The organism is Micromonospora sp. B006 (assembly GCF_003408515.1).
Taxonomy (GTDB): domain Bacteria; phylum Actinomycetota; class Actinomycetes; order Mycobacteriales; family Micromonosporaceae; genus Micromonospora; species Micromonospora echinospora_A.
Genome location: NZ_CP030865.1, coordinates 1021815 through 1043683 on the forward strand (window position 1 = coordinate 1021815; position 21869 = coordinate 1043683).

Annotated in this window: 18 protein-coding genes and 2 pseudogenes; 13 read left to right on the top strand and 7 right to left on the bottom strand. The window is 72.9% G+C overall.

The annotated features are described in order from the left end of the window. Positions 1 to 27 precede the first annotated feature (27 nt). Together MicB006_RS05020 and MicB006_RS05025 are read left to right on the top strand one after the other, a co-directional pair. On the top strand, positions 28 to 420 hold the full coding sequence (locus tag MicB006_RS05020) for a type II toxin-antitoxin system RelE/ParE family toxin (RefSeq protein WP_116504150.1): 393 nt from the start codon (positions 28 to 30) through the stop codon (positions 418 to 420). Beyond that, positions 417 to 728 (top strand): helix-turn-helix domain-containing protein, encoded by a 312-nt coding sequence (locus MicB006_RS05025; RefSeq protein ID WP_013284175.1) that lies wholly within the window; start codon positions 417 to 419, stop codon positions 726 to 728. Before MicB006_RS05020 ends, MicB006_RS05025 begins: the two co-directional genes overlap by 4 nt. Before the next feature lie 19 nt (positions 729 to 747). Here MicB006_RS05025 and MicB006_RS05030 read toward each other — a convergent pair whose 3' ends face one another. The 4 genes from MicB006_RS05030 to MicB006_RS05045 all read right to left on the bottom strand — a co-directional run bounded on the left by MicB006_RS05030 (position 748) and on the right by MicB006_RS05045 (position 4499). Next, positions 748 to 1191 carry a hypothetical protein gene (locus tag MicB006_RS05030; protein ID WP_116504152.1) on the bottom strand — a complete coding sequence of 148 codons (444 nt, stop codon included), beginning with the start codon at positions 1189 to 1191 and terminating at the stop codon, positions 748 to 750. Positions 1192 to 1325: 134 nt separating this feature from the next. Beyond that, positions 1326 to 1673: a DUF779 domain-containing protein gene (locus MicB006_RS05035; protein WP_073824767.1), complete on the bottom strand. Its 348-nt coding sequence runs from the start codon at positions 1671 to 1673 to the stop codon at positions 1326 to 1328. After that, a complete protein-coding gene (adh, locus tag MicB006_RS05040; RefSeq protein WP_116504154.1) occupies positions 1673 to 3178 on the bottom strand; it encodes an aldehyde dehydrogenase in 1506 nt (501 codons plus the stop codon). The genes MicB006_RS05035 and adh overlap by 1 nt, the downstream gene beginning before the upstream one ends. A gap of 40 nt (positions 3179 to 3218) precedes the next feature. Further along, entirely contained in the window at positions 3219 to 4499 is a 1281-nt protein-coding gene (locus tag MicB006_RS05045; RefSeq protein WP_116504155.1) for a transcriptional regulator, read from the bottom strand. A 236-nt stretch (positions 4500 to 4735) separates the two neighbouring features. Here MicB006_RS05045 and MicB006_RS05050 point away from each other — a divergent pair, with 236 nt between their 5' ends. The 7 genes and pseudogenes from MicB006_RS05050 (at position 4736) to MicB006_RS05075 (ending at position 11158) form a co-directional block, all read left to right on the top strand. Next, positions 4736 to 5401 carry a response regulator transcription factor gene (locus MicB006_RS05050; RefSeq protein WP_116504157.1) on the top strand — a complete coding sequence of 222 codons (666 nt, stop codon included), beginning with the start codon at positions 4736 to 4738 and terminating at the stop codon, positions 5399 to 5401. Continuing rightward, positions 5398 to 6450 carry a HAMP domain-containing sensor histidine kinase gene (locus tag MicB006_RS05055; RefSeq protein WP_116504159.1) on the top strand — a complete coding sequence of 351 codons (1053 nt, stop codon included), beginning with the start codon at positions 5398 to 5400 and terminating at the stop codon, positions 6448 to 6450. Before MicB006_RS05050 ends, MicB006_RS05055 begins: the two co-directional genes overlap by 4 nt. Positions 6451 to 6653: 203 nt before the next feature. Beyond that, positions 6654 to 8099, top strand: a pseudogene (locus MicB006_RS05060) (pyridoxal-phosphate dependent enzyme); the annotation flags it as partial. Between the two features lie 88 nt (positions 8100 to 8187). Next, entirely contained in the window at positions 8188 to 8661 is a 474-nt protein-coding gene (locus MicB006_RS32590; RefSeq protein ID WP_255419528.1) for a pyridoxal-phosphate dependent enzyme, read from the top strand. A gap of 14 nt (positions 8662 to 8675) precedes the next feature. Next, positions 8676 to 9791: pseudogene (locus MicB006_RS05065) on the top strand (D-alanine--D-alanine ligase family protein); the annotation flags it as partial. Beyond that, positions 9788 to 10423 (top strand): M15 family metallopeptidase, encoded by a 636-nt coding sequence (locus MicB006_RS05070; protein ID WP_116504161.1) that lies wholly within the window; start codon positions 9788 to 9790, stop codon positions 10421 to 10423. The pseudogene MicB006_RS05065 and the gene MicB006_RS05070, both read left to right, overlap by 4 nt. 75 nt (positions 10424 to 10498) lie before the next feature. After that, positions 10499 to 11158 carry a hypothetical protein gene (locus MicB006_RS05075; protein WP_116504163.1) on the top strand — a complete coding sequence of 220 codons (660 nt, stop codon included), beginning with the start codon at positions 10499 to 10501 and terminating at the stop codon, positions 11156 to 11158. 67 nt (positions 11159 to 11225) lie between these two features. Here MicB006_RS05075 and gabT read toward each other — a convergent pair whose 3' ends face one another. Then, a complete protein-coding gene (gene gabT / locus MicB006_RS05080; RefSeq protein ID WP_225980643.1) occupies positions 11226 to 12497 on the bottom strand; it encodes a 4-aminobutyrate--2-oxoglutarate transaminase in 1272 nt (423 codons plus the stop codon). A 5-nt stretch (positions 12498 to 12502) separates the two neighbouring features. Further along, the gene (locus MicB006_RS05085) at positions 12503 to 13939 is read right to left on the bottom strand and encodes a gamma-aminobutyraldehyde dehydrogenase (RefSeq protein WP_116504165.1); all 1437 of its coding nucleotides are present in this window, start codon (positions 13937 to 13939) and stop codon (positions 12503 to 12505) included. Positions 13940 to 14081: 142 nt separating this feature from the next. On the opposite strand from MicB006_RS05085, the gene MicB006_RS05090 reads away from it, so the two are divergent. Further along, on the top strand, positions 14082 to 15521 hold the full coding sequence (locus MicB006_RS05090) for an aldehyde dehydrogenase family protein (protein ID WP_116504166.1): 1440 nt from the start codon (positions 14082 to 14084) through the stop codon (positions 15519 to 15521). Positions 15522 to 15551: 30 nt separating this feature from the next. On the opposite strand, the gene MicB006_RS05095 is transcribed toward MicB006_RS05090, so the two are convergent. Beyond that, entirely contained in the window at positions 15552 to 16787 is a 1236-nt protein-coding gene (locus MicB006_RS05095) for an SUKH-3 domain-containing protein (protein ID WP_116504168.1), read from the bottom strand. A 78-nt stretch (positions 16788 to 16865) separates the two neighbouring features. Here MicB006_RS05095 and MicB006_RS05100 point away from each other — a divergent pair, with 78 nt between their 5' ends. The 3 genes from MicB006_RS05100 to MicB006_RS05110 all read left to right on the top strand — a co-directional run bounded on the left by MicB006_RS05100 (position 16866) and on the right by MicB006_RS05110 (position 21869). Then, complete coding sequence (locus tag MicB006_RS05100) at positions 16866 to 17279, top strand: YbaB/EbfC family nucleoid-associated protein (protein WP_116504170.1); 414 nt, start codon at positions 16866 to 16868, stop codon at positions 17277 to 17279. A gap of 3 nt (positions 17280 to 17282) precedes the next feature. Then, positions 17283 to 17639, top strand: a complete 357-nt coding sequence (locus MicB006_RS05105; RefSeq protein WP_030501384.1) for a hypothetical protein — start codon at positions 17283 to 17285, stop codon at positions 17637 to 17639. 327 nt (positions 17640 to 17966) lie between these two features. Further along, positions 17967 to 21869 (top strand): toxin glutamine deamidase domain-containing protein, encoded by a 3903-nt coding sequence (locus MicB006_RS05110; protein WP_225980645.1) that lies wholly within the window; start codon positions 17967 to 17969, stop codon positions 21867 to 21869.

Genomic DNA, 21869 nt, shown 5'->3' on the forward strand with positions numbered 1-21869 from the left:
GTGTTTAGCTCGGGCTATAGTCTGGGCATGGGTGCGGACGGGAAGCGCTGGTCGGTCCGGGTCACCGGAGAGGTCCGGCACTGGCTGCGCGACCTGCGGGACCACGACCCGGCGTCGTACGAGAGCGTCCGGGTGGCGGTGGACAAGCTGGCCGAGGTCGGGCCAGGGCTGGGCCGCCCGCTCGTGGACACGCTGCGCGGGAGCAGCCTCCGTAATCTGAAGGAGCTGCGGCCCCGCTCCGGTCGGGACGTGGCGCTCCGGGTGCTGTTCGTCTTCGATCCGTGGTCGCAGGCGGTCCTCCTGGTCGCCGGCAACAAGGCAGGCGACTGGAGTCGCTGGTACCGGCAGCACATCCCGGCGGCGGAGGTTGCCTACAAGGCTTGGCTCGACAGCGAGCGCGAGCGAAGGGGGGAGTCGTGACGGAGTTCTATCACTGGGACGAGGTCCGCGCCGAACTCGGCGGCGACGACGAGGCGTACGAGGCGGAGCGCGCCCGGACCGACGCGTGGGTGAGCGCGTTCCACCTGGCCGAGGAGCGCAAGCGGCTGGGGCTCACCCAGCGGCAGGTTGCCGAGATCATGGGCGTGACGCCCGGCCGGGTGAGCCAGATTGAGAACGGCGACCTCGACGTCAACGAGGTGGCAACGCTGAGCCGCTATGCCAACGCCCTCGGCGCCCGGCTGCGGATCATCTTCGACTACGGCGACGACCTCCGGCAGATCGCCTGACCGGAGGCCGTCGACCCGGTCAGGGGTGGGCGCAGCGGGGGCGCAGGCGTACGGGCTCGGTGGTTTCGGTGAGGGAGTTGGGCTCGATCACCAGGCGGGCGATGGTGGTGGCAGGGCCGGGGCGGAATCTGCCCTGGTCGGCGGGGATGGTCGCGGTCCAGGTGCCGGCGGTGCGCTCGTCGGTGCACGCGCCGATCACGCCGAACCCGAAGCCGGTGACCGCGCCGCGCCGCTGGTCGAGGTGCACCTCGATGTACGCGAGGCCACGCTCGGCGCCGCAGTCGAACCGGCCGCCGACGGTGGCGGTGTGCGCCCGCACGTCGGCCGTGCCGAACCAGTTGACGGAGATGCTGGGAGAGGCCGCCGGGGCGGCGACGGCGGCGCCCGGAGCGAGCCCGAGCGTGGCGGCGGTGGCCAGGGCGGTGAGGCCGGCGGCGAGCACTGGCTGTCGGACCGGGTGCATGGGCGGTCTCCTGTCGGGCGGTGGCGGAACGCGACCCGGTAGCGACTCGAGCGGTGGTGGGACGCGTACTCCGAAGTGGACGGCGTCAGCATCCCACCGCCGCGATGCCCGGGAGCTGCAAGATCTCGGACAGATCAGCGGTTCAGGTGGGACCGGATGAGGAAGCGCACGCCCTCCGGGGCCTCCAGGGAGAAGCCGCTACCCCGGCCGGGCACCACGTCGACGGTGAGCCGGGTGTGCTGCCACAACTCCCACTGGGCCTTGGACATCCAGAACTCCACCGGCTCGGGTACGCCGTCGACAGCCAGCGAGGCGAGCAGCACGTCCGAGCCGCCGGTGCGGAACTCGCCGGCCGGGTAGCACATCGGGGCGCTGCCGTCGCAGCAGCCGCCGGACTGGTGGAACATCAGTGGGCCGTGCTGCCCCCGCAGCGACCGGATCAGGTCGGCCGCCGCGGGGGTCACTGTTACCGGGTCGCCCATCAGAAGAAGCCGAGCTTCTTCGGCGAGTAGCTGACCAGCAGGTTCTTGGTCTGCTGGTAGTGCTCCAGCATCATCTTGTGGTTCTCCCGGCCGATGCCGGACTGCTTGTAGCCGCCGAACGCCGCGTGCGCCGGGTAGGCGTGGTAGCAGTTCGTCCAGACCCGGCCGGCCTGGATCGCCCGCCCGGCCCGGTACGCGGCGTTGAGGTCCCGGGTCCACACGCCCGCGCCGAGCCCGTACAGCGTGTCGTTGGCGATCTTCACGGCGTCGTCCAGGTCGGCGAAGGACGTCACCGACACCACCGGGCCGAAGATCTCCTCCTGGAAGATCCGCATCGAGTTGTCGCCCTCGAAGATCGTCGGCTGGACGTAGTAGCCGCCGGACAGCTCGCCGCCGAGGTCGGCCCGCTCGCCGCCGGTCAGCACCTTCGCGCCCTCCTGCCGCCCGATGTCCAGGTAGGACAGGATCTTCTCCAGCTGGTCGTTGGAGGCCTGGGCGCCGACCATCGTGTCGGTGTCCAGCGGGTGCCCCTGCTTGATCTGCCGGGTCCGGTCCACGGCGGCGGCCAGGAAGTCGGAGTAGTGGCCCTGCTGGATGAGCGCCCGGGACGGGCAGGTGCACACCTCGCCCTGGTTGAGCGCGAACATGGTGAAGCCTTCGAGCGCCTTGTCCAGGAAGTCGTCGGAGGCGGCGCTGACGTCGTCGAAGAAGAGGTTCGGGCTCTTGCCGCCCAGCTCCAGCGTGACCGGCCTGATGTTCTCGCTGGCGTACTGCATGATCAGCCGCCCGGTGGTGGTCTCGCCGGTGAACGCCACCTTCGCCACCCGCGGCGAGGACGCGAGCGGCTTGCCCGCCTCGACGCCGAAGCCGTTCACCACGTTGAGCACGCCCGGAGGAAGCAGGTCGCCGATCAGCGAGAGCAGGTAGTGGATCGAGGCGGGCGTCTGCTCGGCCGGCTTGAGCACCACCGCGTTGCCGGCGGCGAGCGCCGGGGCGAGCTTCCACACCGCCATGAGGATCGGGAAGTTCCACGGGATGATCTGCCCGACCACGCCGAGCGGCTCGTGGAAGTGGTAGGCCACTGTGTCGTCGTCGAGTTCGCCGAGCGAGCCCTCCTGCGCCCGGATCGCCCCGGCGAAGTAGCGGAAGTGGTCGATGGCGAGCGGGATGTCCGCGGCGAGCGTCTCGCGTACCGGCTTGCCGTTCTCCCACGTCTCGGCGATCGCCAGGGACTCCAGGTTGTCCTGCATGCGGTCGGCGATCCGGTTGAGGATCAGCGAACGCTCGGCGACCGACGTGCGGCCCCACGCGTCGGCCGCGCCGTGCGCCGCGTCCAGCGCCTTCTCCACGTCCTCGGCGGTGCCCCGGGCCACCTCGCAGAAGGTCTGCCCGGTCACCGGGGTCGGGTTCTCGAAGTACTTGCCACCGTGCGGCTTCACGTACTCGCCGCCGATGTAGTGGTCGTAGCGGGACTGCCAGTGGGTGGGGGCGTCGTAGCGCGTCATGGGTACCTCCGCCGTCCGTCTGGGGTGGATGGCGGGCAGGCTAGTTTCCGGGACGTTGCAGAAACGTTGCGCGCGGTAGCGCGTACTCCTCGGCGAGCTGGCGGGCCCGCGCGACAGCGAGTGGCCGGCGCGGCGTGCCCGGCGGCAGCGCCCGGGCCAGGGCCTGCCAGGCGGCGAGGTCGTCGGCCCCGGCCGCCGTCGCGGTCCAGGCGGCGATCAGCCCTGGATCGGCGCCGGCCAGCACCGCGGCGCGCAACTGGCCGTCGACCAGGCGGCGCAGCCGCGCCACTCCCGGCGCGTCCGACCCGGGCAGCAGGGGCCCGGGGTACGCGCGCAGCGCCGCCGCCGGATCGCCACGTTCCAGCAGCTCGGTGACGGTACGGAAGTCGGCACGCACGGCCGGCCGCAGCCGGTACGGGCGGGAGTCGAGAAGCTCCTCGCCGAGCACGCGGCGCAGCCGGGACAGCTCGGCGCGCAGCGTGACCGGGTGCCGCCTGTCGTCGCCGTAGAGGTCGAGGCCGAGTTGCTCCCCGGTGCGCCCCTCGGGGTGGTCGACGAGCAGCACCAGCAGCTCGCTGTGCCGGCGGCCGAGCCGGATGCGCCGGCCGCCGACGCGTAGCTCCGCCTCGTCGCGGCCGAGCGCCGACACGTACGCCACGTCCGGCGCGGCGGGCGCGGCGCCGGCCAGGAACGCCTCGGCGGCCCGGGCGGTGGCCCGGACCAGTGCCAGGCTCTGCGGGTTGGCCAGGTGGTCCCCGCCGGTGATGTCGACGGCGCCGAGCAGCGCGCCGCTGACCGGGTCGTGGATCGGCGCGGCGGCGCAGGTCCAACGCTGCACCGGCCGGACGAAGTGCTCGGTGGCGAAGATCTGCACGCCGTGGTCGACGGCGAGGGCGGTGCCGGGGGCGTTCGTGCCGGCGTGCGCCTCGTCCCAGCGTGCGCCCGGTACGAAGTTCATCCGCTCGGCGTGCCGCAGCACCCCGGGGTGGCCCTCCACCCAGAGCAGCCGCCCGGCGGCGTCGCAGACCGCCATCAGGTGCGCGCCGTCCTGCGCGATGCCGCCGAGCAGATCGCGGAAGAGCGGCATCACCCGGGCGAGCGGGTGCGCGGCGCGGTAGGTCTCCAGCGCGTCGTCGGTGAGGTCGACCGGTGCGGTGGCCTCCGGGTCGAGCAGCGCGGACCGCTCCCAGGAGCGGGCGACCACCTCCCGGACGCCGCCTGTGGTGCCCGCGGTGAGGAACGCCTCGTGGGCGGCACCGACCTGCGCGATCCGCTCTACCGGATCCGCGCCGAACTCCAGGGCGAGCCACGGGTCAGCCACCAGCGCCTCCTTCCACCCATCGTGACCCACCTCACGCCTGAGCGCCAATGCGTGATCCGGGTCACTTCAGCAGTGCTCGCGCCGCCCGAGGACCGGACGAACGGCCCATCCGGTCCTACGCCGGTTGTCGCAGCGTGGCCCGCGTGGAGGATGGCTGCTGCGGACGCTTACAGAACCCTTAACTGCGGCCTGCCAAGGTGTGCCGGACGACGAGGGAAGACACGGGGGAGCGCAACGTGCGGGTGCTGGTGGCGGACGACGAGCGGCTCTTGGCGGACACGGTCGCCGAAGGGCTGCGACGGTTCTCCATGGCGGTGGACGTCTGCTACGACGGCGACGGCGCGCTGGAACGGATCGGGGTCAACCGGTACGACGTGGCGGTGCTGGACCGGGACATGCCCGGCGCCACCGGCGACGAGGTGTGCCGGAGCCTGGCCGGGTCGGACGCCGGTACCCGGGTGCTGCTGCTCACCGCCGCCGCCGGCATCCGGGACCGGGTCGCCGGCCTCGGGCTGGGCGCCGACGACTACCTGACCAAGCCGTTCGCCTTCGCCGAGTTGGTGGCGCGGGTGCAGGCGCTGGGCCGCCGGTCCACCCCGGCGCTGCCGCCGGTGCTGGAGCGGCACGGCGTGGTCCTCGACGTGGCCCGGCACGCGGCGACCCGCGACGGCCGCCCGCTCGGGCTCAGCCCCAAGGAGTTCGCCGTCCTGCACGTGCTGATGCGGGCCGGTGGCCGGGTGGTCAGCGCCGAGGAGCTGCTGGAACAGGCGTGGGACGAGTTCGCCGACCCGTTCACCAACGCGGTCCGGGTGACGGTGATGACCCTGCGCAAGAAGCTCGGCCAGCCGTCGGTCATCCACACCGTGCCGAAGGCCGGCTACCGGATCGGCGAGCCGGAATGAGCCCTCGCCGCCGCATCCTGCTCGTCGGGGTGCTCGCCCTGCTCGCCGGGTTCTTCGTGCCCGACATGGTCAAGTCGCTGCTCGAACTGGTGTGGGGGCGGGCCCAGTGGTTCTGCGGCCTGGCCACTGTCGGCGCGGTGTGCGAGCCGGGCCGTCCGTTCGTGCCGCTGCTGCCGCTGGTGACCCAGTTGCTGGTGCTGGTGGCCGCCGGGTTCGCGGTGTGGGGCGCTGCTCGCTGGTGCCTGCGCCCGGTGCACGACATGGCCGCCCCGATGGCGAACCTGGGGCCGCAGAACCTCGGCTACCGCATCCGGCCCGGCGGGCGGGACGAGCTGGCCGGGCTCGCCCGCGCGATCGACGACATGCTGGACCGGGTCACCGCCGGATACGAGGGGCAGCGGCGGTTCGCCGCGAACGCCTCCCACGAACTGCGTACGCCGCTCGCGGTGCAGCGGACCCTGATCGAGGTCGGCATGGCCCAGTCGCTCACCGGCGAGCAACTGGAGCTGCTGACCGCGCAACTGCTCGCCACGAACGAACGCAACGAGCGGCTGATCGAAGGACTGCTGGCGCTCAGCGAGAGCGACCAGGGCCTGCGGTCCTCCACCCCGCAACGCCTCGAACAGATCGTCACCGGCGTGCTGGCCGCGTACGCCGACCGGGCCGCCGAGGCGGGCGTGACAGTGGAGACCCGGCTGTCGCCCCGGATCGTGACCGGCGAGCGGGTGCTGCTGGAACGCCTGGTCACCAACCTGGTGGAGAACGGCATCAAGTACAACCGCCCGGGCGGCCGGCTCACCGTCACCGTCGGCGGCGACCCGGCGCTGACCGTCACCAACAGCGGGCAGGCCGTCCCCGCCGAAGCTGTCGACGGGCTGTTCGAGCCGTTCCGGCGCCTCGCCCGGGACCGGACCAACCAGGGCGGCGGCGCCGGGCTCGGCCTGGCCATCGCCCGCTCCATCACCCAGGCGCACGGCGGCATCATCGCCGCCCGCCCGGGTGCGGACGGCGGCCTGCGGGTCGACGTCCACCTGCCCCACGTGGGCTGACCACCCCACACACGACTCCGGGAGCCGCCGTCGCGGCATCCCGCGATGACACCTGCCCGAGAACGGGACCGGCGGCACCGCCGCCTGCCCCGGAGACGGCCGGAGAGGAGACCGCAGTGCCGACGCGTACCGAGGGGAGCGCACCACCCGGTGACCGGGTGGTCTGGGCCGACGTGGCCAAGGGCGCCTGCATCGTGCTCGTGGTGCTGTGGCACGTCGTCGTCAAGGACTACCTGCGCATCGACTGGCAGGTGGGCCTGCCGGTGCCGGGCGCGTGGGGGGTGCTCGGCGAGCAGTTGCTGCCGCTGCGGATGCCGTTGTTCTTCACGATCTCCGGCATCTTCGCGGCGAACGCGGTGGCCCGCCCGTGGCGGGCGTCCGGGCGGCCCCGGATCGCGCGGAACCTCTACCTGTACGCGGTCTGGCTGCTGATCCACACCGCGCTGCTGGCGCTGGCGCCGGGCTTCCCGACCGACCGGGCCACCGACCCCGGTGAGCTGCTGGCCCAGCTCACCGTGACGCCCTCGAACCTGTGGTACCTGTACGCGCTGGCGCTCTACTTCGTGATCGCGAAAGCGCTGCGCCGGGTGCACCCGGCGGTACTGCTGAGCGCCGCGGGCGCGCTGTCCGCGGTGGCGGCCACCGGGCTGCTCGACAGCCCCGGCAACCGGGGGCAGGTCTACCAGAACCTCGTGTTCTTCCTGGCGGGCGCGCACCTGAAGCCGTACCTGACGGGGTGGGCGGACGGCGTGAGCACCCGGCGGCTCGCGGCAGCCGGCGCGGCGTACGCGATCGGGCTGGCCGCCATGGCGCTGGCCGGCGCGCAGCTCCGGCCCGGCGGGTACCTGCTTGTTTCCATCGCGGCGGTGGCGTTCGGGCTGACCGCCGCCGCCCGGCTGGCCCGGCACCGCCTGGCCGGTCCGGCACTGGCCCGGCTCGGCCGCCGCACGCTACCCGTCTACGTGATCCACATGCCGGTGCTGGCGCTGCTGGACCGGCTCCTCGCCGCACCGGTGGCCGGCCTGGGCGGGCCCGCGCGGGCGCTGCTCGTGACCGTCTACCCGGTCGTGCTCACCGCGCTCGTGCTGGCGCTGAGCCTCGCCGCACACCGCGGCCTCACCGCGCTCGGCGCGCACTGGCTGTTCGACCTGCCGCGCCGCCGCGCCCACTCGAATGCCGAAGGAGAGACCATGTCCCGAATCGACGCGCCGGCGCTGCCGGACCGAACACAGGTCGAGGAGGCCGCCCGCGTGCTGTCCGGCCGGGTGGTGCGTACCCCGGTGCTGCACAGCCCGGCGATCGACCGCCTGGCCGGCGCCCGGATCCTGCTCAAGGCGGAGAACCTCCAGGACGGCGGCTCGTACAAGATGCGCGGCGCGATGCTGGCGGTGGGCCGGCTGGCCGCCGCCGGGCACACCGGCGTGGTCGCGCAGAGCACCGGGAACCACGCCGTCGCGGTGGCGCTCGCCGCGCGCCGGCACGGGCTGGCCGCGACGGTCGTGCTGCCGGTGGACGCCGCGCCGGTCAAGGTGGACCGGGCGCGGGCGGCCGGGGCCCGGGTGGTCCGGGCCGGCACCACAGTCGAGGAGCGCCTGGCCGTCGCCCGGCGGATCGCCGAGGTGGAGGGCCACCCGCTGGTCGACGCGTACGACCACCCGGACGTGGTGGCCGGGCAGGGCAGCGCCAGTCTGGAGTTGATCGAGGAGGCGGCGCGGCACGCCGCTGGACGCTCTCGTGGTGCCGGTCGGCGGAGGCGGCGGCATCGCCGGGGCCTGCCTGGCGGCGGCCGGAACGCCGATCGAGGTGTACGGCGTGGAGCCGGTCGGGTGCGACTCGCTCGCCCGCAGCCTGGCCGCCGGACGTCCCACGCCTGTCGCGCCGACGCCGAGCCTGGCCGACGGACTGCGTCCCGGCTGCGTCGGCGACCTGCCGTTCGCGGTGGCCCGGACCGCCGTGCGGGGGGTGGTCCGGGTCGACGACGACGCGATCGCCGAGGCGTTCCGGCTGCTCCTGTTGGACCTCAAGGTGCTGGTCGAGCCGTCCGGCGCGGCCGGGCTGGCCGGCGCGCTGCGGCTGGGCGAGATCGCGCCGTGGCCTTCTCGTGGTGGGCGGCGAAGGACGGTCGGCGTGGTGCTGACCGGCGGAAACGTGGAAGCGGACCTGGTGGCCCGGCTGGCGGGCGACCCGATGACGGTGGGAGTGGCGGCATGAGGTCGACAGTGCGGATCGGTGTCCTGTTCGGAGGCCCGTCGGCGGAACACGAGGTCTCCTGCGCCTCGGCGCTCGGCGTGGCCCGGGCCCTGGCCGGGCAGGGCCACCGGGTGGTGGCGCTCGGCCTCACCCGGACCGGCGGGCTGCGGCTGCTGCCGGAACCGGTCCTCGCGCAGCACCTCGGAACAGTGGCGGCGGGACGGGCGATCGACGACCGGCTGCCGGTCACCGGCCCGGCGGCGGAGCTGCGACGCGGGGCAGTCGCCGGCACTGTCGCGGTCACCGCCGCCGACGCCCCGGCCACTGTGCACGCCGAACTGGACGTGGTGTTCCCGGTGCTGCACGGCCCGTACGGCGAGGACGGCGTGGTGCAGGGGCTGCTGGAATCGCTGGGCGTGCCGTACGTCGGCTGCGGCATCCTCGCCTCCGCCGTCGGCATGGACAAGGTGGCGATGAAGCGGGCGCTGCGCGCCGAGGACGTGCCGACCACCCCGTACGTCTGGTTCGACGAGCCGACCTGGCGGGCCGCGGCGGACCCGGAGAAGCTGGTCGTCGGGCTGCGCGGACCGCTGTTCGTCAAGCCGGCCCGGATGGGCTCCTCGATCGGCATCTCCCGGGTGGCCGACGGCGACGACCTGGTGGCGGCGGTCGAGGAGGCGTTCCGGCACGACCACGTGGTGCTGGTCGAGCAGGGCGTGACCGGCCGGGAGCTGGAGTGCGGCGTGCTCGGCGGCTGGCAGCCGGAGGCGTCGGCGGTCGGCGAGGTCCGGGTCGCGGGCGGCTGGTTCGACTACCGGCAGAAGTACTTCGGCGACGCCGACCCGATGATCGTCCCGGCGCCGCTGCCGGACGAGGTCACCGAACGGATCCGTGAGCTGTCGGTGCGGGCGTTCACCGCGATCGGCGGCTGGGGCCTGGCCCGTGTCGACTTCCTCTACGACGAGACCACCGGCGACCTGTTCGTCAACGAGCTGAACACGCTGCCCGGCTTCACCGCGCACTCGATGTACCCGAAGGTGTGGGCCGAGTCCGGCGTCACGTACGCCGAGGTGGTGGACCGGCTGGTCGCGCTCGCCTTCGCCCGGCACGCGGCCCGGCCGTCCACCGCGCACCCCGGGGGTACGCCATGATCCTGCTGTCCGACCCCCGGGTCGCCGCGGTGTCCAGCCGGGACGACGGTGAACCCCTGGTGGACCTGCGCGAGGTGCCCGGGCTGCGGGTGGACGCGCGGGCCGCCGACCCCGCCGGGGCGTACGCCCGGGTGCGTCGCGGGGTCGCGGACCGGCTGCTGGCCGCGCAGCGCGCGCTGCCGGCCGGGCTGCGCCTGCTCGTGGTCGAGGGCTACCGGCCGTTCCGGGCGCAGCTCGACATCTTCACCGGCTACCGGGACGAACTGCGGCGGCGGCATCCGGACTGGCCGGCGGACCGGCTGCACCGGGAGACCACCAAGTTCGTGTCGCCGGTCGACGTGGCCCCGCACAGCACCGGCGGGGCAGTGGACCTCACTCTGTGCGACAACGACGGGGCGGAGCTGGACATGGGTACAGCGCTCGACGCCACCCCGGAGGAGAGCGCGGACGCCTGCTTCACGGCGGCCCGGCACATCCCGGTGAGCGCGTGGCGCAACCGGAACGTGCTGGTGGCGGCGTTGAGCGGCGCGGGCCTGGTGAACTACCCGACGGAGTGGTGGCACTGGTCCTACGGCGACAGGTACTGGGCGCTGATGACCGGAGCGCCACACACCCGCTACGGTCCGTTGTAGACCGCGGACCGAAGTGAACGGTCTGGCCCTCCCGTCCGTACCACGCGTCGAGCGACAGCGACGACGGGAGAGAACGTGAGGGTGCAGCGCAAGCACGTGCTGGCGGCGACCGTGGCGGTGACCGCCACGATGGCGGTCTCGGTGGGGACCGGACTGGGTTTCGCGGACACCGCGCCGGCCGCGCGGTCGGTCTGCGCCGGGTCGGTGACGTTCTCGGCCGAGGGCGGGCCGCCGGCCGCGACGAGCGACCGGTTCCCGGTGGGCACCCGGCTGCGGGTGACGAACCTGGACAACCGCAAGGTGACCGCGGTGACGGTGACCGGGCCGTCCGGGAGCTGCGTGCTGCTGAACGCCGCCGCCATGGACCTGGTACGCGAGCCGGGCAAGAACGTCATCCGCCGCAACGTGGTGGAACGCCTCGACGGCGCCGCCGCCCCGGCGCCGGGCGCGCAGCCGGGTGAGACCCGCCCGGGCGCGGCGCAGCCGATCGGTGGCAGCGTCTGCTCCGGCGCGCTCACGTTCTTCGCCGAGGGCGGGGCACCCGCTGCCACCAGCGGTCAGTTCCCGCTCGGCACCCGGCTGCGGGTGACGAACCTGGACAACAACAGGGCGGTGACAGTGACGGTGACCGGGCCGTCGGGCAGTTGCGTGCTGCTCAACACCGCCGCCATGGACGCCATCCGGGAACCGGGCAAGAACCTGGTCCGGCGCAACACCGTCGAGCTGATCCGCTGAGTTCCCGGGTGGAACACCATGGGCAGGCCCGGGGGAGATCACGCCCATGGTGTTCCACGTCCGGGGGTCAGCCGAAGGCGGCTGCCAGGATGTCCAGGCCCCGGCCCAGCTCGTCGTCGGAGATGACGAGCGGCGGCAGGAACCGCAGCACGTTGCCGTAGGTGCCGCAGGTCAGCGTGAGCAGCCCGGCCGCGTGGCAGGCCGCCGAGATAGCCGCCGTGGCGGCCGGGTCCGGGGTCAGCGTGCCCGGTACGACGATCTCCACGGCGAGCATCGCGCCCCGGCCGCGTACCTCGGCCACGCGCGGGTCACCGGCGGCGATGGCGCGCAGCCGCTCGCCCATCACCGCGCCGATCCGGCGGGCGGCGGCGGCCAGGTCCAGCTCCCGCATCGTCTCGACCGACGCGAGCGCGGCGGCGCAGGCGATCGGGTTGCCGCCGTACGTGCCGCCGAGGCCGCCGACGTGCACCGCGTCCATCAGCTCCGCCCGGCCCGTGACTGCCGCCAGCGGCAGCCCGCCCGCGATGCCCTTCGCCAGCGTGATCAGGTCCGGCTCGACGCCCTCGTGCTCGCAGGCGAACCAGTCGCCGGTGCGGCAGAAACCGGTCTGGATCTCGTCGGCGACGAACACCACCCCGGCCGCCGTCGCCCACTCGCGCAACGCCGGCAGGAACCCTGGCGCGGGTACGACAAAACCGCCCTCGCCCTGGATCGGCTCGATCAGCAGCGCCGCCACGTTCTCCGCGCCCACCTGCTTCTCGATCATCTCGATCGAGCGGGCCGCCGCGGTGGCGCCGTCCAGCCCGCCGTCGCGCAGCGGGTACGACATCGGCACCCGGTAGACCTCACCGGCGAACGGCCCGAACCGGTGCTTGTACGGCATGTTCTTCGCGGTCAGCGCCATGGTCAGGTTGGTCCGGCCGTGGTAAGCGTGGTCGAACACCACCACCGCGGGCCGCCCGGTCGCGTGCCGGGCGATCTTCACCGCGTTCTCCACCGCCTCGGCGCCGGAGTTGAACAACGCCGAGCGCTTCTCGAAGCCACCCGGGGTCAGCGCGTTGAGCTGCTCGCAGACCGCCACGTACGACTCGTACGGCGCGACCATGAAGCAGGTGTGGGTGAACCGTTCGACCTGTGCGCGTACCGCCTCGACCACGCGCGGCGCGGAGTTGCCCACGTTGGTGACCGCGATGCCGGCGGCGAAGTCGATCCACTCCCGCCCGTCCACGTCGGTGATCGTGCCGCCGCCCGCCCGGTCCACGTACGCGGGAATCGTGCTGCCCACGCCCCGCGCCACCGCCTCGACGCGGCGCTTGTGCAGCTCCTCGCTGGTGGCCACCGCGATCAGCCTTCGATGTTGTGCATGACGTGCTTGACCCGGGTGTAGTCCTCCAGGCTGTAGACCGACAGGTCCTTGCCGTGGCCGGAGTGCTTGAAGCCGCCGTGCGGCATCTCCGAGACGAACGGGATGTGCGTGTTCACCCAGACGCAGCCGAAGTCCAGCCGCCGGGTCATCCGCATGGCCCGGCCGTGGTCGCGCGTCCACACCGAGGCGGACAGGCCGTAGTCCACGCCGTTGGCCCAGCGCACCGCCTCGTCCTCGTCGGAGAAGCGCTGCACCGTGATGACCGGCCCGAACACCTCGGCCTGGATGATCTCGTCGGTCTGCCGCAGGCCGGAGACCACAGTCGGCGCGTAGAAGAAGCCACGGTCGCCGACCCGCGACCCGCCGGTGGTGACGTTCGCGTGGTCCGGCAGGCGGTCCACGAAACCACTCACCCGGGCGAGCTGGTTGGCGTTGTTCAGCGGGCCGTAGAGCACGTCGGCGTCGTCCGGCGCGCCGGTGCGGGTGTTGCGGGCCTGCTCGGTCAGCGCGGCCACGAAGTCCTCGTGGATGCCCGGCCCGGTGAGCACCCGGGTCGCCGCCGTGCAGTCCTGGCCGGCGTTGAAGTAGCCGCCCGTCGCGATCGCCTCGGCAGCCGCCGCCAGATCCGCGTCGTCGAAGATCACCACCGGGGCCTTGCCGCCCAGCTCCAGGTGGGTCCGCTTCAGGTCCGGCGCCGCCGCGGCGGCGACCTCCATGCCCGCGCGGGTCGAGCCGGTGATCGACACGAGCTGCGGGGTCGGATGGGAGACCAGCGTACGGCCGGTGTCGCGGTCGCCGCAGACCACGTTGAACACACCAGGCGGCAGATGTTCGGCGGCGATCTCGGCCAGCAGCAGCGTCGACACCGGCGTGGTGTCCGACGGCTTCAGCACCACCGCGTTCCCGGCCGCCAGCGCCGGGGCGATCTTCCAGACCGCCATCATCAACGGGTAGTTCCACGGGGTGACCTGGGCGCAGACGCCGATCGGCTCCCGCCGCACGTACGAGGTGTGCCCGGCCATGTACTCGCCGGCCGAGCGCCCCTCCAGCAGGCGGGCCGCCCCGGCGAAGAAACGCAGCTCGTCCACCGCCGGCGGCAGCTCCTCCTCGGTGGTGAGCTGCCGGGGCTTGCCGGTGTTGCGGACCTCCGCGTCGACCAGCTCGGCGGCCCGGGCCTCCACCGCGTCGGCGAACTTCAGCAGCGCCCGCTGCCGCTCGGCCGGCGTGGTGTCCCGCCAGGTCTCGAACGCGGCGGCGGCGGCCTTCATCGCCGCGTCCACGTCCGCCGCGCCGGAGACCGGGGCCTGGGCGAAGACCTCGCCGGTGCACGGGTCGATCAGGTCGGCGTAGCCGCCGTCCACCGGGTCGACGTACTCGCCGTTGACGAAGTTGCGCAGCTGCTGCTGGTCGCTCATCAGAAGTCTCCGAGAGGGTGGCCGGGGAGAGGGTCAGCGGAGGTTATCGCAATCTGACTGCCATCTTGGCTACTAAATCCGGGGCAGACAAGGGTTTGAGCAACTGTTTCCGCGTGAGAGCCTGTGGTCTAGGCTGCCGGTCGTGGAGCCGAGAGCCTTCTACGTCGCCGGTCGCCCCGCCCACGGCGAGGACGAGCTGACAGTCACCCACCCGTACGACGGGCAGCCGGTGGGGCGTACCACGCTCGCCACGGCCGACCAGGTCGAAGCCGCCGTCGCGGGCGCCGCCCGGGTGGCAGCGGAGGCCGCGGCCCTGCCCGCGCACGCCCGCGCGGCCGCCCTGGACCACGTCTCCCGGCGGCTTGCCGAGCGGGCCGACGAGGTCGCCGCGCTGCTCACCGCCGAGAACGGCAAGCCGGTCAAGTGGGCGAAGGCGGAGGTGGGGCGCGCGGTCTCCACGTTCCGCTGGGCCGCCGAGGAGGCCCGCCGCTTCTCCGGCGACCTGCAACGACTCGACACCGACCCCGCCGCCACCGGGCGGATCGCCCTGGTCCGGCGCGTGCCGCGCGGACCGGTGCTCGGCATCACCCCGTTCAACTTCCCGCTCAACCTGGTCGCCCACAAGGTCGCCCCGGCGCTCGCCGTCGGCGCCCCGATCGTGGTCAAGCCGGCCCCGGCCACCCCGCTCACCGCGCTGCTGCTCGGCGAGATCCTGGCCGAGACCGACCTGCCCGAGGGCATGTTCTCCGTGCTGCCGCTGCCCAACGAGCGGGCCGCCGAACTGGTCGCCGACCCGCGGCTGCCGGTCGTGTCGTTCACCGGCTCCGGACCGGTCGGCGCGGCCATCCGGCGGGCCGCGCCGGACAAGCACGTCACGCTGGAACTCGGCGGCAACGCCGCGGCGGTGATCTGCGAGGACTGGGCGACGGACGAGGACCTGACCTTCGCCGCGCAGCGCATCGCCACGTTCTCCAACTACCAGGCCGGGCAGTCGTGCATCGCCGTGCAGCGGGTCTACGTGCACGAACGGCTCTACGACGACTTCCTGCCCCGGCTCGTCGCGGCGGTGAAGGCGCTGCGCACCGGCGACCCGCGCTCCGAGCTGACCGACGTCGGCCCGCTGGTGTCGGTCGAGGCGGCGCAGCGCGTCGAGACCTGGGTGGACGAGGCGGTCGCCGCCGGCGCGGTCATCGAGACCGGCGGGCGGCGCGACGGGGCGACCTACCCGCCCACTGTGCTCAGCGGCGTGCCGGCCGACGCGAAGGTGTGCGCCGAGGAGGTGTTCGGGCCGGTGCTCGTGGTCGCGCCCGTCGCGAACGACCGGGCCGCGTTCGCCGCCGTCAACGACTCCGCGTACGGCCTGCAGGCCGGCGTCTTCACCCACCGGCTCGACGTGGCGTTCGACGCCGCCCGGACGCTGGAGGTCGGCGGCGTGATCGTCGGGGACGTGCCGTCGTACCGGGCCGACCAGATGCCGTACGGCGGCGTGAAGGGCTCCGGCGTCGGACGGGAAGGGCTGCGCAGCGCCATGGACGACTACACCGAGCCGCGGGTCACCGTGCTGACCGGCGTGGCCCTCTGATCGCTCGCCCCCGGCTCACTCGCCCCGGCCTCACCAGGTGCCGTCGTCGCGGACCCGGGCGGGGGCCCGGCCGAGCAGCAGGGTGGTGAGGGCGGCGTCGATGTCGGGCCCGAGGAACCATTCACCGGCCTGGTCGAGAGCGAAGATCCGGCCGTGCTCGTCGACGGCGAGGATGCTCTCCTGACGTTCGCTGCCGAGCGGGAAGAGGCGGGCGCCGATGACCGCCCCGAAGTCGGCGAGAGAGTCGGCGCTGTGCGCGGCCCGGAGCGGATTCGTGGTGAAACGACTGATCCAGACCTGCTCGCCGGGACCGCGTCGTCGGCTCAGGACGGCCGGGAACGCAGTGAGCGCCTCTTCGGCGGCGGGAAAGGCCTCATGCCGGTGATGCTGCCCCGCGATTTCTCCCGTCTCCGTCATCGCGCCCTTCGCGAGGGCCTCGTTGAACATGCTGATCTGCCAGCCGCCGTCCATGAGCGCGTGGGCCACCTCGTCGGGAAACCTCCCGGGTTGAATGATCTCGCGCGGCTCCGGGCGCCATTCCTCCACGAAGGCGAGGTCGGGCCACGGCAGCACCGCGAAGCGCACCAGGAACTTCACGCACGAGTCGCAGGGAAGCTCGGCGAGGCCGCCCAACGGATCACCCGGCTCGCGGCTGCGGTAGACCTCGATCCGGCTCGTGCCGAGCAGGTCGCGCGCGTCCTCGATGGTCAGTGGCGGGAGGCCGTCGGTGGACCGGCGGTGGTCGTGCTCGTACAGCGCGTCGGAGACCACGATCATCTCGGCGTGCCGCTCGCCGCCACGCACCAGATGGCCCGGGGGTAGATCGTCCAGGTAGGACTGGACCAGCGGATGGTGCCGGACCTCGACGTCGCCCTTCGCGCCCTGCGCGACGTGCCGTAGGCCGTCGAGCGTGAGGTGCGCGGCGGCACCCGGCGTGGGCAGCCGGGTCAGCTCGCGGAGCAGTTGAGCGGCCGGGTCGACGGCGCGCGGCGCACGGGGTTCGGCGGGCCGCTGCTGCCGGTACATCGCCTCGACCGCCGGTGCGGGAATCCGCGGCCAGGTGGACACCTCGCCGGTCTCCTTGTCGATGACGGTGGTCGGCAGGTCGCCGGGCAGCGCCCGGGCATCGGTGGACACAGTGGACAAAACCACGTAGCCCAGGTCGAACTCCTCGACCACCGGCGTGCAGGGAAACCCGAGGCGGTCGGAGTCCCGGCGGGCCCATACCGAGGCGATCTGCTCGGCCTGCTGTCGCTCGATCACCACTTGAAATTACCGGACCCCACGGATTTCGTGGCACCCGGTATGGTCGGGCCTACCCACGGTGACGGAAGGGGTGCGGCGGTGGCCGAGAGTGCGGACCGGGATGCGAACCGTGCACTACGCACGCGATTCGACGAGATGTACGGCCAGTACCAACGGTTGCGGTCCGGTCTGGACGAACTTCAGGTCAAACTGGCCGAGCTGCGGGTCACCGAACGCTCCGACGACGGTCAGGTGACCGCCGTGGTCGGTGCGCGGGGCGAGCTGATCAGCGTCGAGGTGAGCCCTGCCGTCTTCCGGGATCGGGACGCCCGAGAGCTGAGCCGGAAGATCACCGAGACCGTGCTGCGCGCCTCCACGGCCGCGGTCACCGCCACCCGCGAGCTGGTCTCCGGCTATCTGCCCCCGGGTTCGCCGTCGGTCGAGTTCCTGCGTACCAATGACTTCGGCGCGCTGCTCGGCCGGGCCGACGCCGTGCTGGCGCGCGGCGAGTGACAGGTGGCCGGCGGAGAGATCTGGCTGGATCCGGACCGGGCCCGGCGCGGCGGCGCCGACCTGACCCTGTCCGGTAAGGCGATGAGCGCGGCCCGGCGGGAGACAGGCGACCCGATCGCGGCCGCGAGCGCCCAACGACCCTGGGGCCGGGACGACATCGGCGCCGCCTTCGACAAGCACTACCAGGGCTACGCCGAGACGCTGCTGCGGGCGTGGGAACAACTCGGCCGGTCGCTGGAGGTGCTCGGGTCGGACGTCGTCCGCTCGGTCGCGGCCACCGTCGAGACGGACCTGAGCAACGCCCGTGACCTCGGGAAGATCCCCCAGCAGGGCCACAACCCGCATCGGCCCTGGCGCTGACCACCGGAGGATCCGCGCGTGAGCATGCTGCCCAGCCCGATCCCGCACCCGCTCGACTTCTGCCCGTGGGACGTGCCCGGCTGGATCTACGAGGCGCTGGACTGGGTCGTCGGCGTCGAGTGGCCGGAGGGCAACGAGCGCGCCGTCTGGGACCTGGCCGACCAGTGGTACGGCGTCGCAGGCGTCCTGACCGGTCCGCGCGACGACGCCACCGCTGCCGCCGGTGAGGTGAAGAGCGGGTACGGCGGCGTCGGCCTGGTCGCCGGCGCGTTCGACACGGCCTGGCACAAGCTCGCCGAAGGTGAGGACGCGCCGCTGCACGTCCTCGTGGCGGCCACCGACGAGCTGGGCCGGCTGGTCGACTCCTGCGGCTGCGACATCGAGGGCGCGAAGCTCGAAGCCTGGATCGAGCTGGGCATCCTGGTGGTGGAGCTGCTGGCCCTGGCGGTGGCCGCCGTGCTCACCCTGGGCGCCGCCTCCCCGGCGGCCGCCGCCGCGATCACCGCGACGAGGGTCGTCGTCCAGCAGATCTTCAAGCGCCTGGTGGCCCAGCTCGCGCGCAAGGCGGTCAAGCAGGGGCTCAAGGAGGCGGGCGAACGGGCCGCGAAGGAGGCGGCGAAGGCCGGTGCCCGTGGGCTGGCCCGGCGGGCGGCGCTCGGCGGCCTGGTGGAGGCCGGTCAGGAGGCGGGCACCAACCTCGCGACCCAGACGTATCAGAACACCACCGGTCGACGTGACGGCCTGGACCTGACCGACGTGAGCACGTCGGCTCTCGGCGGCTTCGCCGGTGGGGCGGTCGCGCCGCTGGCGGGTCTGGGCCGGCATGCGAGCGGACGGTTCGCGGAGATCGGCGAGCGGTTCGGCCGGGAGATGGCCGGGGAGACGCTGGCCGAGACCGCGGCCGGGTTGGCCACCGGCCACGGGCCGTCGCTGGAGGATCTGGCGCGGGCGGCCGCCTCCGGTGCGGCCGGGTCCACCACCAATCAGGCGGACTCGGCGCTGCAACGCCGCCTCGACGGGCAGTTGAGCGGGCTGACCGTTCCGCCGGTCGGGCTGGACGTGCCGCCTGTCGCCGACCCCGTCGGGCTCATCCCAGCCCAGCGGGTCGCCGAGCCGGTCGTCCAGAGCGGCGATGCGATCGAGGGCGCCGTTCCCGTGACATCGACGCACGTCTCGCCCCAGGCCGCCGGCCCGCATCCGCTCGTCGTGGATCTGCCCCGCCCGGCGCCGGAACCCACAACGACGCCGCTCGGCGATGTCGTCCCGCACGACGTGGCACGTCCGACGGCCGCCGCGAGCCCCACGTTGTCTTCGGTGATCACGGACGCGCCCGTCGCCACACCCTTGTCGACCGCGCCCGGCGTCCACGGCGGCGCGGGTCCGGTGGCGGCGCCGATCGACCACCCCACGCCGTCCTCGACCAACTCGATTCAGGCAGCAGCAGTACCGGCGACACTGCCTGCACCGCCTGCCGACCACCCGCAGGTCGCGACGCCACCCGCGGCGGACCGCGCCGTCCCCATCAGCAATGGAGGTCAGGCAGGACCGCCTCCGGCCTCACCGGGCAGCCCTCAGCCGGGGCCGCATCCGGGAGCGCCGGCCGTCGGCCCCGACCCCCGGCCGGGGCCGAATCCCCGTTTCCCGCTGCTGGAGTCCTTGGCTCCGCATCGCCCTCCCACCGACTCTCCGGGGCCCCACCCCGGCCCTTTCGATGTCCAGTCGCAGCCCCGTGAGACCGCCGAGCAGCGTGCCGCGCGGCTGAAGGCCGACCGGGAGGGCCTCGACCGGCGGCGCTACCGGGGCTATCTGCAGTCTCAGCGTGCCTTGCACGAGGAGAACAGACGGCAGGCGCAGATCAAGGAGCTGCGTGATCTCGCCGAACAGCATTACGAGGCGGCGCGTTGGCTCCTCACGCAGGCACACGAGCTGCGCCAAGCCGGGCAACACGACCTCGCTGACCGGCACGTGCGGGAGGGTCGGCGGCGAGAGCGCCTGCACTACCGAGCCGTCGACGAGGTGGAGGCGGTGCGTGCCGGCCAGCGTCTGCCGCGCGAGGTGATGGTCGAGGACGACCTCGACTTCTACCGCATCAACGACGACGTGGCGGACCTGGCCGTCGGCGCTGTCGAGACGACCGACCATTCGGCGCTCACCGGCCGTGGCCATCCCGAACCGATCGACAGGTCCCGGCCCTACGGCCGCCGGGGAGGGCTCCGGCCACCGCTCGCGCTGCACCAGACCGACCTGGAACGGCAGATGCCCCGCAACCCGGACGGCAGCGTCGCGCGTACCGCCGATCCCCGGCGTGGCGGGTGGTTCCGCCTGGCGAACGACGGTGGTCCGGCGGCGGACGCGACCCGGGGCATCAACTGCCTCGACTGCACCCTGTCCCTGTTCGAGACCTGGGTCCACGGACGGCCGCGAGTCGCCGCTCCGCGTACGTTCGACGGCTACCTCGACGGTGACGTGCTCCGGCCGGTGGGTGGCGAGGCGGACGGACCGTTGCGGGTCGAGGAGACCACCGGCGGCCGGTTCCAGAACCTGTGCCCGGTCGACCGGCCCGGGATCACCGGCCCGGAGCGGCGGTGGCTGGTGGATCGGGGCTACCGCGAGCTGTACGCGCAACTGGCGTCGGGCGGCCACGGCAGCTACGCCTTCCTCATCACCAGCTTCGAGGGTGGCGGATCGCACGCCTGGGTGGCGTTGAACCAGAACGGCACGATCCTCTTCCTCGACCCGCAGTCGGGCGCTGTTGCGGACCGGCCGCTCTACCACCACAGCGGCCGTGCGTTCGAGGGCAACGTGGTCGGCGTCGACGCGCTGGTGCTCGGCCCCGACGGACGGCCGATGCCGCTCACCGGCCGCCCACCCGGCACGTACAACGTCCTGCCCGAGCCCCGGCCCCGTCCGGCGCCGCCACGCCTGCCCGAGCCGCCGCCGGCCGACGACGGGAACGCGCCGGACTTCAATCACGTCCACCTGCTCGGCGAGTCCACCACCATCCACCCCCGCGCGGACGGACCGCCGCCGGGCAACGCGCCGCCCGTCGTGCCGGAGCCCGACCGGGTACGCGAGGAACACCGGCAGGCGCACGCTGACCGGATCGCCGGCGGGCTCTACGTACGCGATGTGCTCGCCGAGAGCGGAAGCCTCGACGCGGCCTTCGCCGCCGGGGTGACGCCCGTCGAACTGGCGCAGGCCGCTGACGTGCCGACGCTGCGGCGGCTCGTACCCCTGTTGGACGACGCCGCCGCGGCCGACCTCAGCCGTTTGCTCGCCGACCCGCGCGTGCAGCGGATGCTCGACCAGAGCTGGGAGGCGCCACCGCGACGGGAGGAGTTGCTGGCCGAGACGCTGGTACGGCAGCTCGCGGAGCGGCCGGACCTGGTCCGGATAATCCTGGCGACACCGGAACTCGCGAACTCGCTGACCGCGCGGCCGCTGACCCTGCATCACCTGGCCAGCCACCAGCAGGCCATCGACATACTCGGCGACGTGCTGGCGGATATCGAGAGGAACGGACCCGAGGCGCAGGTGCTGGAGGGCGACCCGGACCCTTCCCCCATCCCACTGACTCCTGAGCAGCTCAGGCTGACGCGGAACCTGGCTTCCCAGCGCCAGCCGGCCGGACAGGACGGGTTCGACCCGAGCAGGAAGCGGGACCCGGCCTACGTCGCCGCATACCTTGATGGACTGACTGCCGAAGCGGCTGTAGCGCAAGGGGAACTGAACGCGACCGCTACCGCTCTTGCGGGAGAAAAGGGGAAACCCGGGTGGCGCACCGAACCCAAGAGGCACGACCGGATCATGGACAAACTGGTCGAATATGGAAATGACGCTTCTCGTCTGAAAGACTTGGCTGCTGCGAAGGTGGAGTTCTCCACGCTCAATGACATCTATGGCGCGTTAGCTGACCTCGTCGAGGATCCCGAGGTGATGATTCTGGATGTCAAGGATCGCTTCGTCGCTCCGAACGGTAGTGGCCACAGCGACATCCTGCTGAACCTTCGCCTGTCCAACGGGCACGTGGGGGAGTTGCGCCTGCAACTCAAAGCCATGGAGGCCGTCGCCGAATGGGAGCATGCGTTGTATGAGGTCCGGCGCGACCTTGACGCGTTGGCGGAGCTGGACGGTCGTTCGCTGACGACCATGGAGACGGCGGTCCGGGACGGTCTGCTACGACGCACGCAGACGATTTACTGGAACGCGGTACAGCAGGAAGAGGCGTGA